Origin of the sequence: Scytonema sp. HK-05 (genome assembly GCF_963872035.1) — a bacterium.
Classification (GTDB): domain Bacteria; phylum Cyanobacteriota; class Cyanobacteriia; order Cyanobacteriales; family Nostocaceae; genus Kalymmatonema.
Map to the genome: position 1 here is coordinate 50,951 of NZ_CAWMYC010000114.1, position 14,930 is coordinate 65,880.

The following is a 14,930-nucleotide window of genomic DNA, read 5'->3' on the forward strand; positions in this document are numbered from 1 at the left end:
TCGCCCAGGGTGTAAGGCAAATGAATTCAAAATTCCAAATTATTTTTTGACTCTTGAGTTTGGACTTTTTTATGCAGAATCCTCTTCTGTTGCAGAGGAAAACAGATTGGGATCGAGGTAGTTAATGCGTGCCAAGGGACTTAGAGCAGCTAAAACTTGAGCACCGTAGCTACGGTTAATCACACGGCTATCAAGCAAAGCAACGATGCCTTTACTTTCTCGCAATGGGGCTACAGCCCGTTGCAATTCATTCAAAGCAGTTGGCAACAAGTACAAACGGAACCAATCTTGATGCAAGCGCTTGTAGTGCGCCACTCGACCTGCCACTATGGGATTTTCTAGAGATGGCAGAGGTAAAGTCGCGATCGCCAGAAGCTGGGGAGCAGGCAAAACCTTTTGATGCTCGCGCCAAAACTCCCAACCGCTCACCAAAATCCCATTTTCATCCAAACAAGTTTTTTCCACCTGCACGCGTGAACCAAACTCAGAGGCAAGAATTGCCCCCACCTGAGCTTTCAAGGGCACATCTCCCACAAGGACAACTGTCAATCCTGATGCTGTAGCACTGAGGCACACCAGCGTCAGAACTTTGTGAATAAATGCTGATTGAAATTCTGGTGTGTTGGGTAGGGGTAACTGGTAGGGTATATACAATTGAATCGCTTCTGTTTGGGTATCTGAGGAAAACTTGAGGCAAGTTAACTCATCTTCCAACCCTAGGCGATGGCGGAACAGGGGAGCTTCAGTTTCCGGTTCTAAGGCACTGCCAATAAACACCACAGGCTGGCGCTGCCAAATTGGCGATAGTATTTCTCCTAATTCAATGGGAGCACAGTGCAAAGAAAATAATCCTTGACGACGGGCAATCGTTGCCCAAAGCAGGGATGCGGCAGATGAGTCAGATAGGGCAGAGAAATTTCCGTTTCTGTGTTGAAATTGCTGCCAAAACTGTTTCCAGGTATCCGGTAAGCTGGATATTTCTAAAGCCGAATACAGACGGCTCAAAATTTCTTCTTCTGCCAGAGAAATGAGATAACATTCGTAGGGATTTGCAGGGCGCTTGAACAGTTCGTGTGTCAGTTGCGCCCGTGCAGAGCGAATGACCTCAGCTTGGATTGGGCAAGCAAGCATAAGTTGATCCCAATCATGTGCTTCCAAGCTCACTGTGAGTTCTTCACGCACCCAGTCTTCCAAACCGTCTACTCCATCAATAATTGTGGGAATGCCACTAGGAAAATTCTCACTAGAACTTAGCTGCGCTTTTAACCAAGCTTCAGGAGAAACTAGGAGGAGTCCTTGGAATTCACCACCAGGCCAAGCGTCACCTGTTCTAATTGCTTTATTAACTTGCAGCCACTGCTGTAGGCGCGGTATTTCCACTTTCGCAAGTCGTTGCTGTACGTCTTCAGGGGCAACAATAATCACAGGACCGTGCCACATTAACGCGGATGCAACAAAGCTGGTACGATACCGCCCTTGATAGCCGCAAGCTGCCCCTACTTGAATGAGGGCGCTACGTCCTAGCCGCAAGGCGCGAGCTACCAACCGTGCCATCGTCAAATGATGTGGCCACGAAGGGAAACCCGCCTGCGATCGCAGGAAGTTATGTAGTGACAAATGAACTTCTGCTTCAATCACACGCTTTTAATCCCATACAAAGTGATTTTTTACTTGCTTTTAGCCCCATTACTATTATGTTGTTACTTTCAGGAGTGAGTTGTTATGTGTTAGTTGTTGGTTGTTATATTAACTACTAACTACTAACTCCTAACTCCTAACTAGTAACCAAATACCCCTAATTATGCCAACTTACAAAGGAATTTCCAGCGAAGCCTTCAGGCATCCTCTGGATCGCCAAGCAGAACTTGCCTTACGCAGTTTACCCGGATTTGATTTTGTCGCCCGGAAATTTGTGGAATTTTTCGTAGAACGCCCTCAGTTAATTTATTTAATGGGCAACACCATCCAAGTCGGGCCACGCCAATATTCCACTATTTACCAGATGTTTCGGGAATGTGTGCGGGATTTGGATATTTATCCAGAACCTGCACTATTTGTTGAGCAAAATCCCCTAGCAAATAGCTATGCGCTGGGGCAAGAGCATCCTTATATAGTCATAAATACAGGGGTATTGGACTTGCTAAACGAAGCCGAAATTAGGGCGGTGCTAGCCCATGAGCTGGGGCATATTAAATGTGGTCATACTATTTTAATTCAAATGGCGATATGGGCAATGAGTGCTGCTTCTGCGATCGGGGATCTAACCTTCGGCATAGGTAATTTTGTCACTCAAGGTTTAATTTACGCTTTTTATGAATGGCGGCGTAAAGCCGAGTTATCAGCAGATCGCGCCGCGTTGTTGGTGATGGATGATTTGAACACTGTGATGACTTCTATGATGAAAGTCTCGGGAGGTAGTATCAAATATGCCAATGAATGCAGTTTACAAGAGTTTATCCGTCAGTCGGAAGAGTACCAGGCACTTGATGCAGATGGACTGAACCAAATATATAAATTCTTAATTTACAACGGCGGTCATGGCACGATGCTCAGTCATCCTTTTGCCGTGGAACGTATACACTACCTGAGACAGTGGGCACAATCAGAAGAGTATCAGCAAATCAAGAGAGGAAATTATCAGCGAGCAACCGCTGCGGGAGCAGTCAATGTAGAAGCGCAGACTGCCCAAAATGAAGAAGTCGAAACTTTGCGCCGCCAAATTGAAGAATTGCAAAGGGAAATGGATCGCATTAAAAGGTCTAAGTCAGAGTAGGGGTTAGGTAAGAAGTAGATTTTTCCACATAGCCTGAAAAGTCACCAACAGGACTTACGTATGCATTATGAAGAAAGGAAGCGCAATTACAAGTTTTAGGGGCTTGCAATTCAAAAAATCTCCAATTTGTAGTAACGCACCGAATATTGGTGGGTTACGGCGCTGCGGCAAGTCCTGTATGTAAAAGACCAACTGTCGTGCGCCTAACCCACCCTACATAATGGATAATTTATTTTTGGTACTTCATATTGCGGTACGAATTTATGAAATCCAGTACTTGGTAGCTAAACAACCAAAAATAATACGGATTGATGCAGGAAATCCCCAAGATTATGCAGTGGGCGCAAAGTGAAAATCTGCTATCAGTGGCAGTTCCAAAAGCGGTTTCTCGGATAACCTTTTGGAAAAGAACAAAATTTCTAGATTTTCAATTTCACCTGTAGTAGGGTTGAGACGAGCAATCACACCATACTCAATTTCTGCTGGTTCTTGCTCTGGGTATGGAGGAAGCTTGTTGATGTACAGGGTGTCAGCAGAGCGATCGTATTCAAACTGTAATTTTGCGTGCATAAAATTTCTCTTGCTGCATTTTCTAGGTGTCAGCTGCCAACAGCTTATGCTGCTGTTTATAGCAGTTGACGCTAACGCAACTTTGTACCCTCTACAACAGTCAACCTGTCTTTTAATGATAAAGTCTGAAAAATCAACAGGTACAGTGCTTGCTCTGCTCGTTTGCTGTCGAATATAAGAGCGAAAATGAAAAGAGTTAGAATTGAGCATTGAGAATTCAGCTTCAGGATTTGAATCTCCTTCTGAAAAGACGCGGAGAGGTCAAATACAATAATGAAGTCTTGCCCTATTTAGTTCGTCAACCATGTCGGAAGAAGATATTCGTGCTACGCGGCTGGAAAAAGTAGAACAGCTCAGGCAACTAGGGATGAACCCTTATGCCTATCATTGGGAATCAACCCATCATGCCGCTGAATTACAGGAAAAATTTGCTGATTTGCCCAGCGCTGAAGAAGTTGATTTGGAAGTCACTGTGGCTGGACGCGTTATGGCGCGTCGCGTTTTCGGGAAACTGGCTTTCTTCACTTTGGAAGATGAAACCGGCACAATTCAGCTTTATTTAGAAAAAAACCGCATTCAAGAAAGCATGGCAGATGTTGATGCTGATGCTTTCAACCACTTGAAGCAACTTACAGATGTCGGCGACATCTTGGGAGCCAAGGGGACAATCAAACGGACTGAAAAGGGCGAGCTATCTGTCTTTGTAAAAAAATACACTATTTTAACTAAATCCCTGTTGCCCTTACCTGATAAATGGCATGGGTTGACGGATGTTGCTAAGCGGTACCGTCAGCGTTACGTTGACTTGATAGTAAACCCTGAAGTCCGGCAAACTTTCCGGCGTCGCGCTCTCATTACGGCTGGTATTCGTCGGTACTTGGAACAACGTGATTTTATTGAAATTGAAACTCCTGTTTTACAAGGAGAAGCGGGGGGTGCAGATGCGCGTCCGTTCATCACGTACCACAACACTTTGGAGATGGAGTTGTATCTGCGAATTGCGACAGAACTCCATCTCAAGCGCTTGATTGTTGGTGGATTTGAAAAGGTGTTTGAATTGGGACGGATTTTCCGCAATGAGGGAATTTCCACCCGTCATAACCCCGAATTTACCACAATTGAAATTTACCAAGCTTATGCCGATTACAACGACATGATGGCGCTGACGGAGGGCATTATTACCACTGTCGCTCAAGAAGTTCTCGGCACGCTGCAAATCACCTACCAAGGCACACCAGTGGATTTGACTCCCCCTTGGCGACGTGTGACAATGCACGATTTGGTGAAGGAACACACAGGTTTGGATTTCAACTCATTCCAAACTTTAGAAGAAGCAAAAGCAGCGAGTAAAAATGCTGGTCTTGAAGGTGTAGAAGATTGCTCTTCAATTGGTAAGCTCCTGAATGAAGCTTTTGAGCAAAAGGTAGAGGAAAACTTAATTCAGCCTACCTTTGTGATCGACTATCCAGTGGAAATTTCGCCACTGGCAAAGCCGCACCGTTCTAAACCTGGTATCGTGGAACGATTCGAGTTATTTGTTGTCGGGCGCGAAACTGCCAACAGCTTCTCAGAACTGACCGATCCTATCGACCAGCGTCAACGTTTGGAAGCACAAGCCGCACGAAAAGCTGCTGGTGATTTGGAAGCGCAAGGGGTAGATGAGGATTTCTTGACGGCGTTGGAATATGGAATGCCTCCCACTGGCGGTTTAGGGATTGGAATTGACAGGTTGGTGATGTTGTTAACAGACTGTGCGAGTATTCGGGATGCGATCGCATTCCCATTACTCAAACCTGAAAAATCCGAATCATCCCCAGAATCAGCTACATAGCCATACGGTGCGTTCAGGCAAAGCCTAACGTACCCTCAAAACATCGGTTGGTTGGTTTTGTTGTTGCCGTATCTAAATTCAATGTTCTGGTGTTGGATACACCACAGCTAGGGGCACTTAGCCTTGCTGTGCCCCTACAAACGCCTGTATTGCACTTATACCAAGTTGCGTTCATGCATACCTTATCTGGGTTGTCCCAACAACTGCGTGATATCTTTGAACGCAACTCCGTATCTATTGAAAACGCCTAGAAATATGTATTTATCGCAACGTTAATAATACTTAGGCTTTACAGTTTTAACATCAAATCTCTACAAAATTTGATAGTAGCTTACATGAAATTTATAAAAGTCGCTCTTTTAAGGCATTAGTATAATTACGTAAGCCAAAATTAATCACACAGGGTGTCAGGGTAATACTACCAATTTGATTAGTTGCTGTCTTTTCGGTGCAAAGACGGATAAAGCGATGATTTGTGATTAAACAAAAAACTTCTTGCCACCACTGCAAGAAGGGCTTATGGATTTAACAAGCCCTTGAGTTTACAGTGGCAATTTTCATACTTGCCAAACCTAACGTTAGGCAAGTTTATCAGGCTGAGAATCAAAAATTTACTAAAGAGGATTGTATGAAGCGACACTCGGGGCTTATCAACCGAATTTTGCTACTGGCTACTCCGGTAATGGCAAGCTCTATGTTAGTAGCGTTACCCAGTCAGGCTGCTACTTTTGGATCTTCTGAGGCAACATTTAATATTGAGAACTTTAATCGCAATCCATTGGGTATTAGGACTATTACTGATACTGTGACTAACGCGATTAGTACAGATGGTCAAGTTAATGCTAATGCCGATGCTAAGGCGAATTTTGAAGTCGATCCAAACCCTGCCTTGACATTTGCCTCCAATTCATCTATTAGCAAAGCTCAAGGTCAGGGTGTTAGCTATATTGGAGAGGGGCAAAGCTTTGCAGGGGTTATCGGTTACGACTTTTTAGTACAACCTGGCGAAACATTTTCTTTTGATTTCAATGGGTTATTGGATCTCAAAACATCCATTGACAATCCAACAGCAGAAAATGCTACTGCTAATGGACTACTAAAATTTGAGTTATACGACAACGAAAATAACAGCCTTTTAGACTCTTTTACAATTGCCGGAAATTTAGCGACTCCAGGTAACAATGATGCTCTTGAACTTAAACAGAGCAGTAGCATCACCCTAGATCCTGCTCAGTCTTCCTACAATACATCTTTTGGCGGAACGCAAGAAATTGCTCTAGCTGATGTCAAGGGTAAGTATTTCCGTACTTTTGACAAGTCAACTTCTCTGACTCTAGTTGAAACTAAAACCAATCAAGTAAGAGTTCAAGCACCCGAACCATCGACAGTCCTTAGTTTACTCTTTGGTTGTGCGATGCTTGGCATGACCGGGAAACGTAAACGCAAAGCAGCTATCTTAGATTCCTGATTAGTAAGCCAGGAAAACGCTGAGACTCGAAGACGACCTATTCCTTTCTTGGTATCTCACGTAGGCTAGTGGTTCATGTCATTAATTTTGACATGTCGTAGGGGTCAGATCCCCGACTTCGTAAAAGTTGTCGGGGATCTTGTAACCCATTAGAATTAATGAAACAGACCACTAGGTTTCGTTGCTCAACCTAGCAAAAGACCAAATCCTACTTTTAATCCCTTGAAAGTTATATACAGCCCGCCTGCGCGCGCTTTGTTTGTTTAGCCCTAGTAGTCTATCGCACTAGTTTTGATTGGTTTGTGTATCATCCAAACCCTGTAGAGACGTTGCATGCAACGTCTCTACAACCCTTTCAGCAATTTCTACAATCTACTGAGTACGGCGTTCAACAAATCTTTAGCTATTAGAGCCAGAGATAACATTCGAGTAGGAGGATGCATTGGTATAAGTTGTGGTAAAGGTGATAGCAACATTGTTACCAGATGCATATGCATATGCATATGCATTTGCATTTGCCTGCGAAGGAGGATACTGAAATCCACCTTGAACTTCTTTTGCTTCTTCAGCAATAATTTCTAACTCAGACAGGTCATTGATAATCATGATATTGTTCTCCTGAGAATTAGTAGTTGATTTGTCTGAATTGGTGTCAACATAACAGAAAAGCTATTGAATAAAACCACGTACTTTGTCGAGGCTTATACTCAATAGCGTATTGAACTAAAACTTGTGTTACCAAGTTTTATGAAGCACTTGCATTTGTATAGGTAGTGCTGTAAGTAGGTCCATTACCAGCAGCACCAGCAGCAGCACCAGCGACAGCATATTTATATCCATAGCCAATGTTATAGCTATATGCGCCAGTAGCTGGGTTAAAGGAATAAGTTACATTGGAACCTGAACTTGAATCAGAGGCAGCAAAGGTTGAGACACTACTTGTAGGTGAGTTGACAGTAAGTCCAACTGCAAGTCCGCCATGCACTTGATTATCACTTGGAAGTTCAGTTTCAAAAAAGCTTAGGTCAACAACTTTTAATCGGCTCATAATTTCCCCCTTTTCCAAGTGGATATATCGCTGAAAGCTGTTTAACAACTTTCAGCGATTTTTACTTTCTAGTTAGTATGCCTCTTGGCAAAGTTGTGCCTATGCAGCAGTTGAGTTAGAGGATGAGCTAGAGGAAGCACTATTGGGGCTGTAGTAGTAGGGGTAGTAGTAGGGGTAGCCAGAATTAGCACTGGTATAAGTGTTGGTATTTGTGGTAGCGAAGTTGGTACCGTTAGCGTATGCACCGGAACTTGCACTTGCTGATGCAAATCCACCTTGAACTTGATTGTCTTCAGCAGCAACTTCGATGTGAGAGATATCAGAAATAATCATGGTATTGTCCTGGGAATTACTTGTTGTTTTTCGTTTTATCTTTGCAACCAAACTTATTTTTGGTTACATATATAACTATAGCATTCTATTTTAGATAATCCATATTTTTAAGATTATTTTTATTTATTATTTTTTTGAATATATGGCTATTTACGTAAGTTTTTCTTATTAAAAAAGAGCATTAAAAATCAAGCATTGCAATTGTATGAGCTATTTTCTTTTGTAGGAAAAAGCCCATAAACTTCTGCTTTAACTTCTCGTTAAAACGTCAAATTAAACTTTTTTAGAAGTATTTAATATTCAGTCAATTTTCATAAAAATGACCTCCTGTTGGTCAAAAAGTTAGTAAAAAAAGTTGGATAATTCTTGAAGCTCTAAATACAAAAATCCTTTTTAGCAATACTCACCCTGACCTAATCAGTTATCAGTTATCCTTTTTCAAAAAAATGGTTAAATCTAACCCAATTTATTTGTATGTAAATAAACAAATTTTAAAATCTCCTAACATCATGGAGACTAACTGAAAACTGAACTTAAGCCTGCATCAACACATCCTCTGATGCTTGAGGATGAGTATCGGAATCAAGCAGAGTCAATATCTCCAGTGTTTCAAATTGTTGCTGTAGCCATCCAGAAAACAATTGTTGCTGGATCGCAAGGCGCAACTCCTCATCTAATTTGGGTTGAATGATTTCTTCAACCCAAATTAGATGGACTCCTTTTGGAGTCACAATAGGCTTGAGTATTTCTGGTGGACTGGCAGCAAATACCGCAGCAGCAATATCCGGTCGAAAATCTGTGCGTCGTCGGGTTCCTTGATATCCACCAGCACGACGGAGTTCTGGCTGTTGAATGTATTGGCGGGCGATTTCTTGGAAAGTAATTTCGCCTTCTTGGAGTGCATAAAAAAGTTCCAATGCCAAGTCCCTATCTTCTAAGATGACCTCGTAAGTGACACCAGCAACATAATCAAGTTGGTGTTCGTAAAAGAACTGTTCGACCTTATTAGCAAATAGATGGTGCGCCAACTTTTGAGAAAGTATGTTGTTGTGGGCTAATTCTTCAAAATCATCCAGAGACAGGTGATGTTTCTTCAGCCATGTCCAGGTGTCTTGAGCTTTAACAAGTTTCTTAGCAACCCGCAGTTTATCTCCTTCTTGCTGTAGTTCTTCTGGTGTGACTGTAATACCTGCCTCTTGTGCTGCTTTAGTCATAATTTTTTGAAAAGCGATCGCCTCTACAACTCCAGGTATTTGGCACGAGAGTTTGATGTGGTGAATGACGTCTTCACGAAAAATAGTCAAACTGTTTGGCATGCGGCAATTCCTCCAAAGATTTTAGAGTTTGGATTTTTGACTAAAGGTCTAACCCGCTTTTTTGCAGTTTCTTAAACGGGTCTAAGATGTAATCAATCAAACGACGCTGACGGACAATCACCTCAGCAGTGGCTGTCTGTCCAGGAGTTAATGCAATACGTTTATCGCCGTTCTGGATATATGGCTGATTCAAAGCGATTTCTAACTCAAAACTTTCTATGTTGCCTTGAGGTGTTTGAGTAACTTTAGAGTCTGGAGAAATCCTATTCACTTTCCCAGCCACGATGCCATACTCCTGGAAAGGATAGGCATCAAACTTGACTTTGACCGGCATACCCACTTTCAAGAAGCCGCTTTGCTGGTTAGGCATACTAGCCTTGAGTATTAAGCCAGCACCTTGAGGTGCAATTTGAGCAACTCTCTGACCAGGTTGTAGGACGGCTCCTGGCTTGGTTATGGGCAACTCAAAAATGACACCGTTAATAGGCGATCGCACGACTCGTTGTCTTAACTGAATCTTTAAGGATGTAACCTGACTCCCCGTCTGGGCAATTTCCGATTGCAGGGATTTGATTTGTGTTTGCAGTTCTTTGAGTTGTTCGGAGGCTTTGAGTTGTGCGAGTTGACCTGTATGAATCAGGCTTTGATAGTTACGCTGTTCTTCTTGTAAGCGCAGTTGGGCTTGCTCGATTTCCGAGTTAGCCTGATGAATCGTCTTCTGGTAAGTGCTTTGTTGCTCTTTAAGCCTCGACTCAGCCTGAGAAATATCAGAGCCAGCTTGCGCAAGGCGTTCAGAGTCTTCTTTTGCCGTCTGTTCTACTTCCTTGAAGCGGTCAAGTGACATGATTCCGTCTTCATAGGCTTTTTGATAGCGTGGGACTTTTTCTTGAGAAGCTTGCAAACGAACGGATGCTAATTTATAAGCAGCCTTGCTAGACTCAAGGGCTTGCTGCATCTGGTTAACTTTAGCCAGTTTTTCCTCTTTGTTTAAGTTATAGACAGCTTTGAGAGCATCAAGATTCTGTCGCGCCTGCTGTACTTGAGACTGTTTTGCCAATTGTTGAGCCTGGTTTTGTTGCTGTTGAGTACTCACACCAAGCGTCAATTGATTTTTGAGTAGTTCTAAGGACTCGCGCCGATTCTGTAGCCCGTCGAGCTTTGTCAGAATCTGGTTGAGTTCAGTTCTTAAGACATCTGACTCTAATTCCATCAGAACCTGACCAGCCTTTACGGTTTCGCCTTCTTTGACCCTGACAACAGTGACGCCCCCGCCCACTGGACTGTCTAATTTTTGGGTAGCACCTTTCGGTTCAATACGCCCTCTAGCGCTCCCTGTCTCATCAACTTTCGAGACCATTGTCCAAGGTAAGACAATCCCTGCAAAGGCTACCAACACGTATAGCAAAGAACGCGTCCAGACTTTAGGTAAAGCATCTAGCAGTTCCTCCGTGCCGTAATACCAATCGTTTTCCTCGCTTGTCGCGTTGAGTGCTTTCTCAGTATTTTCCGTAATTATAGTGTCATCTTTATTTAGATAATCATCCGGCTCGCTTCTGGCAAGCGCAGATTGTGAATGACGAGATGGGTGTGGCATAGTATCACCTGAAATCGAGAGGTGGAGGGAGTAGGGGAAGACAAGGGGACAAGGGACAAACTGTAACCTGTACCCTATAACCGACTCCCAACTCAACCAGCTTGGGGAAGTTGTTGCTGGTTGAGGTAGTAGTAATGTCCTTTTTTGGCGATTAATTCGTCGTGTGTCCCGCTTTCTATCAAGACGCCTCGGTCTAACACCAGAATCAAGTCGGCATTCCGTACGGTGGAAAGGCGATGGGCAATAATCAGACTGGTGCGTCCAGTCAGAATGGTTTTCAGGTTGTTCTGGATGATGCGTTCTGACTCCGCATCTAGGTTGCTGGTGGCTTCATCAAAAATTAAAAATCGGGGATTCCCTAGCAATGCGCGGGCTATAGCTAGACGTTGGCGTTGTCCGCCAGAAAGCATCCCACCACCTTCACCGATTTGGGTTTCGTAACCCATTGGTAGTTGCACAATAAACTCATCCGCCCCAGCTAAACGCGCTGCCTCGATAATCTCTTCTATAGAGGCTTCTGGGTGGGCAATGCTGATATTTTCTCGAATCGTACCGCCAAACAAAAAGTTATCTTGGTCTACGACACCAATTTGAGAACGCAGTGATTTTAGAGAAATATTACTGACATCTTGACCGTCAATTAAGACTTTGCCCTCTGTCGGGGGATATAAACCTAAAATTAACTTTGACAAAGTCGTCTTTCCAGAACCACTGCGCCCGACCACTGCGACTGTTTGTTCAGGCTGGATTTCAAAGCTAAGATTTTCTAGGACATTATTCTCGCTTTCTGAGTGATAGCGGAAAGTGACATTGTCAAAGCGAATTCTCCCTTGAAGTCTCGTTAAAGACTGACGGGGTGAGGAGAGCAAGTCTTCTTCTGGTTGGGCTTCTAGGACATCGTTAATCCGTTCAACAGAAACGATGACTTCCTGCAATTGATTCCACAGCACCGCCAGTCGCTGGAAAGGATGAATGACGTTGCCTAATAACATATTGAAAGCAATTAATTGCCCAATGGTCAGCTGGTTCTGAATGACCAGCCATGCTCCGTACCACAGTAATCCTGTATTGATTAAAGTTTCAATACTTGCACTGATAATTTGCAGGCGGTTGGAAATAACTTGAGCCGTAAAACTTTTTTTGATTAATTTGTTTAAAAGTTCCTCCCAACGCCAGCGCACGGTTTGTTCAATCGCCATTGAGCGTACAGACCGAATACCTGTCAGGGATTGAATCAGGTAGCTGTTTTCTTCAGCACCAGCAGTAAAAATCTCTCGGGAGATGCGACGTAAAATACTCGTGGTAAACAGTGCTAGCAAGAAAAATGGCGGCACAATCAACAGCACGAGCAATGCCATCGAAGAGTTGTACCAGAACATTAATCCCATATAGATAAATACTGTCAACAAGTCCAAGCAAATTGACAGTGCTTCGCCAGTGAGGAAACGTTGAACTTTTTGATTCTCTTGGATGCGAGAGACAATATCGCCGACGTAACGCGACTCGAAGAACGCCAACGGCAAGCGGAAGGTATGTTTGATAAAACCCACCAGCAGTGCTACAGAGACACGATTTGCCGTGTGGTCTAGCAGATATTGCCGCACGCCGTTCATCACGATGCGGAACAGACCAAAGATCACCAATCCCAAACCGACAGCGTTGAGAGTCAGGGTACTGCCTTGGACAATGACTCGGTCCAACAGCAGCTGAGTCAAGAGTGGCGTGACTAGTCCAAAAACCTGAATCACGACTGAAGCAATAAATACTTCCAGCAGTACCTTGGAGTGAGGTTTGACTATCTCAAAAAACTGCCAAAATGATGCACTTGCTTCTTCAGCCTCTTTAAGCAGCGCTGTGGGTTGCAACAGCAATGCATACCCAGTCCACTTAGCATTGAACTGAGCATGGGTTAGGCTTAGTTGACCGATCGCGGGATCACAGACAATGACCTTATTTCTGGTAATTTCATAGACGACAATGTAGTGTTTGCCTTCCCAGTGGGCGATCGCTGGTAAAGGTTGTTGAGCAAATTTGTCAAGACTGGCTTTGACTGGACGGGTAGCAAAGCCCATGCTTTCGGCAGCAGCGGCTAAAGCACGCAGTGATGCACCAGAACGGTTAACGTTGGTTAACTCCCGCAGTCGATTGACACTCAAGCGCTTGCCCCAATAGCGCCCAATCATCACCAAGCACGTAGCACCACAGTCAGCGGCGCTTTGTTGTGCCATGAAGGGATAACTCTTACTCCACTGTCCCCACACCTGCGCCGCTTTTACCTTCGGGCTGGGAAAGTAGGGGCGTGATTTTTTTGGCTTTTGTGTTGACGTTAAGGAACGTTGGGGAAAGGGTATGACGTTTCCAGAACTGGCTATTCTTTCTGGTTTTGACTTACTAGGACGTGGCTTTTGGTCTTTAATGACGGGTGGACGTTCTTGGGGATCAACGAATTGTGCCAATTGCTGCCAGTGTTCACTAACTGCCTGCCATTGAGAATCCTGGAGAATGTAGGCGATGCTTGGTTGTGTCGCCTGCCAAATACCCTGTTGTGGGTGTGCCACAATTTTCCCTGGTGTCAGCCTGTGACCCTGAGTATGCCGCAGTTCCCCTTTGTACAGCAGCCACAAAGCATCTGGTGGTGCGGATATTTCCTCATTGGTGTCCAGGGTGTGCTGTTCAAATAGCGATAAGGCTTTGAGTATCCCTGGTACATCTGATGGCTGGCACTCTAGTTGCGAGTTTTGCCGATATATCATCACCAAATCCCACAATTGTGCTTTTTTGGAGAGGTAAGTGCGAATATTGGGATATTTCTCCATCAATGCTTGCAATATCTCTTGTTTGAGATAGCAAAGCTTGACGTTGCTTGATGCTCTAGCGGCGTATGGCACAAAGTCTTGTTGTGCAAACAGTGTTGCTTCCCCAAATGACGAGCCAGGACCAAGAGTTGTGATTAAGTTCTCCGCACTATCCAACAGTCTGACTTTGCCAGAAAGAATTATATATATTCCGGGACTATCACCTGAAAACCAGAACTGCTTTGTGGGTGCAGGCTCCACGATTTGTGCTTGTGTGAACCACTCTGCCAGTTCCTGTTGTGATGTCTCACCCAAAGCTGTAGTGAGTTGTTGATATAGCTGTTGTTGCGAAATTTTTGATGGCATTACCTTTCCTCCACCGAAACAATTCGTCTTTGGTCTCAACTCGATGTGATGACCAATGGAAATTAGTTTTCGGTTGGATTACCAGTTGCGGATAGTAATGCCCGCGTCCGTCACAACTGCCCCAAAAGCTTGCTGCTGACGAAGTTGCGGCTTTACAAATGCTTGTGTTTGACCTGATTGGTATGACATAATTGTTACCAGTTGCCGTTATATACGAATTGTGGGCATATGAATCCGCTACAGCTGTCGCAAGTTCCTGAGCAAAGGATTGACAGCTGTATATTTAATTAGCTGTGGGAAGCTAATTAAGTGAGTATATGATGTGCTGCTAACCCTGGAAGTCGCCCTCCTAGTTTTATGGGGTTTAGGGGGGTTATTCCTGGGTTAAGCGACTTCTTGGTTCCCTTATCTGAGCACGTTTATGGGGTAAACCTGAATCAATACGGTCGTCCAAGAGTTGCAGACACATCAAATTATTTTTTGTTTCTCTCATAAATCAAGAAGCTGTACATACGCATCAGCTAGCAAAAATCCGCAGAATCTTGCTAGCGAACGAATTATGCAACTTGGGTTAGATACGCGAAAAAGCATGGTGGCTGTGTCCCTGATAAACAACAGTATCTTGCTCAATTTATGTCATCTATTATACATGTTATTTCGTTTACCACTTCCATCACAGACAGGAAGTATGAAATAGGGTGGTCCTGATTTGAACCCTTATTGATTTATCGGAAGTTGGCTAGGGATTTTACGCAGCTTCTCAAGAAATTTATTTTTCTTTACATTATTCCTTGATTCAGCAACGCCCTCCCTGTAGTTCCAAGGGGTTACCTCAA

General features: G+C 43.8%; 12 protein-coding genes. 4 read left to right on the forward strand and 8 right to left on the reverse strand.

Annotated features, from left to right (window positions below):
* Positions 1–69: 69 nt before the first annotated feature.
* The gene (locus AACT52_RS22935; RefSeq protein WP_073627237.1) at positions 70–1,638 is read right to left on the reverse strand and encodes an ATP-dependent DNA helicase; all 1,569 of its coding nucleotides are present in this window, start codon (positions 1,636–1,638) and stop codon (positions 70–72) included.
* Between the two features lie 163 nt (positions 1,639–1,801).
* On the opposite strand from AACT52_RS22935, the gene AACT52_RS22940 reads away from it, so the two are divergent.
* A complete protein-coding gene (locus AACT52_RS22940; RefSeq protein WP_073627239.1) occupies positions 1,802–2,773 on the forward strand; it encodes a M48 family metallopeptidase in 972 nt (323 codons plus the stop codon).
* A gap of 330 nt (positions 2,774–3,103) precedes the next feature.
* Here the strand turns inward: AACT52_RS22940 and AACT52_RS22945 are convergent, their stop codons facing one another.
* Positions 3,104–3,343 (reverse strand): DUF2283 domain-containing protein, encoded by a 240-nt coding sequence (locus AACT52_RS22945; RefSeq protein ID WP_073627430.1) that lies wholly within the window; start codon positions 3,341–3,343, stop codon positions 3,104–3,106.
* Between the two features lie 304 nt (positions 3,344–3,647).
* Here AACT52_RS22945 and lysS point away from each other — a divergent pair, with 304 nt between their 5' ends.
* From lysS to AACT52_RS22960, 3 genes are all read left to right on the forward strand, one after another.
* Positions 3,648–5,174, forward strand: a complete 1,527-nt coding sequence (gene lysS / locus AACT52_RS22950; RefSeq protein WP_073627241.1) for a lysine--tRNA ligase — start codon at positions 3,648–3,650, stop codon at positions 5,172–5,174.
* A 47-nt stretch (positions 5,175–5,221) separates the two neighbouring features.
* Positions 5,222–5,425: a hypothetical protein gene (locus tag AACT52_RS22955; protein ID WP_073627243.1), complete on the forward strand. Its 204-nt coding sequence runs from the start codon at positions 5,222–5,224 to the stop codon at positions 5,423–5,425.
* Between the two features lie 377 nt (positions 5,426–5,802).
* A complete protein-coding gene (locus tag AACT52_RS22960) occupies positions 5,803–6,642 on the forward strand; it encodes a PEP-CTERM sorting domain-containing protein (protein ID WP_143172702.1) in 840 nt (279 codons plus the stop codon).
* A gap of 399 nt (positions 6,643–7,041) precedes the next feature.
* On the opposite strand, the gene AACT52_RS22965 is transcribed toward AACT52_RS22960, so the two are convergent.
* The 6 genes from AACT52_RS22965 to AACT52_RS22990 all read right to left on the reverse strand — a co-directional run bounded on the left by AACT52_RS22965 (position 7,042) and on the right by AACT52_RS22990 (position 14,094).
* On the reverse strand, positions 7,042–7,248 hold the full coding sequence (locus AACT52_RS22965; protein ID WP_073627247.1) for a hypothetical protein: 207 nt from the start codon (positions 7,246–7,248) through the stop codon (positions 7,042–7,044).
* 139 nt (positions 7,249–7,387) lie between these two features.
* Positions 7,388–7,690, reverse strand: a complete 303-nt coding sequence (locus tag AACT52_RS22970) for a hypothetical protein (protein ID WP_073627249.1) — start codon at positions 7,688–7,690, stop codon at positions 7,388–7,390.
* 99 nt (positions 7,691–7,789) lie between these two features.
* On the reverse strand, positions 7,790–8,023 hold the full coding sequence (locus tag AACT52_RS22975; RefSeq protein WP_073627251.1) for a hypothetical protein: 234 nt from the start codon (positions 8,021–8,023) through the stop codon (positions 7,790–7,792).
* Positions 8,024–8,556: 533 nt separating this feature from the next.
* Positions 8,557–9,339, reverse strand: a complete 783-nt coding sequence (locus tag AACT52_RS22980; RefSeq protein WP_073627252.1) for a peptidylprolyl isomerase — start codon at positions 9,337–9,339, stop codon at positions 8,557–8,559.
* A 40-nt stretch (positions 9,340–9,379) separates the two neighbouring features.
* Positions 9,380–10,933 carry an HlyD family efflux transporter periplasmic adaptor subunit gene (locus AACT52_RS22985; RefSeq protein ID WP_073627254.1) on the reverse strand — a complete coding sequence of 518 codons (1,554 nt, stop codon included), beginning with the start codon at positions 10,931–10,933 and terminating at the stop codon, positions 9,380–9,382.
* A gap of 92 nt (positions 10,934–11,025) precedes the next feature.
* Entirely contained in the window at positions 11,026–14,094 is a 3,069-nt protein-coding gene (locus tag AACT52_RS22990; protein WP_073627256.1) for a peptidase domain-containing ABC transporter, read from the reverse strand.
* Positions 14,095–14,930: the final 836 nt, after the last annotated feature.

Excerpts from the sequence above, each read along its gene's own strand:
- AACT52_RS22975 (WP_073627251.1), bottom strand. The coding sequence starts at position 8,023 with ATGATTATTTCTGATATCTCTCACATCGAAGTTGCTGCTGAAGACAAT.
- AACT52_RS22980 (WP_073627252.1), bottom strand. The coding sequence starts at position 9,339 with ATGCCAAACAGTTTGACTATTTTTCGTGAAGACGTCATTCACCACATC.
- AACT52_RS22960 (WP_143172702.1), top strand. The coding sequence starts at position 5,803 with ATGAAGCGACACTCGGGGCTTATCAACCGAATTTTGCTACTGGCTACT.
- lysS (WP_073627241.1), top strand. The coding sequence starts at position 3,648 with ATGTCGGAAGAAGATATTCGTGCTACGCGGCTGGAAAAAGTAGAACAG.
- AACT52_RS22945 (WP_073627430.1), bottom strand. The coding sequence starts at position 3,343 with ATGCACGCAAAATTACAGTTTGAATACGATCGCTCTGCTGACACCCTG.
- AACT52_RS22990 (WP_073627256.1), bottom strand. The coding sequence starts at position 14,094 with ATGCCATCAAAAATTTCGCAACAACAGCTATATCAACAACTCACTACA.
- AACT52_RS22985 (WP_073627254.1), bottom strand. The coding sequence starts at position 10,933 with ATGCCACACCCATCTCGTCATTCACAATCTGCGCTTGCCAGAAGCGAG.
- AACT52_RS22940 (WP_073627239.1), top strand. The coding sequence starts at position 1,802 with ATGCCAACTTACAAAGGAATTTCCAGCGAAGCCTTCAGGCATCCTCTG.
- AACT52_RS22970 (WP_073627249.1), bottom strand. The coding sequence starts at position 7,690 with ATGAGCCGATTAAAAGTTGTTGACCTAAGCTTTTTTGAAACTGAACTT.
- AACT52_RS22965 (WP_073627247.1), bottom strand. The coding sequence starts at position 7,248 with ATGATTATCAATGACCTGTCTGAGTTAGAAATTATTGCTGAAGAAGCA.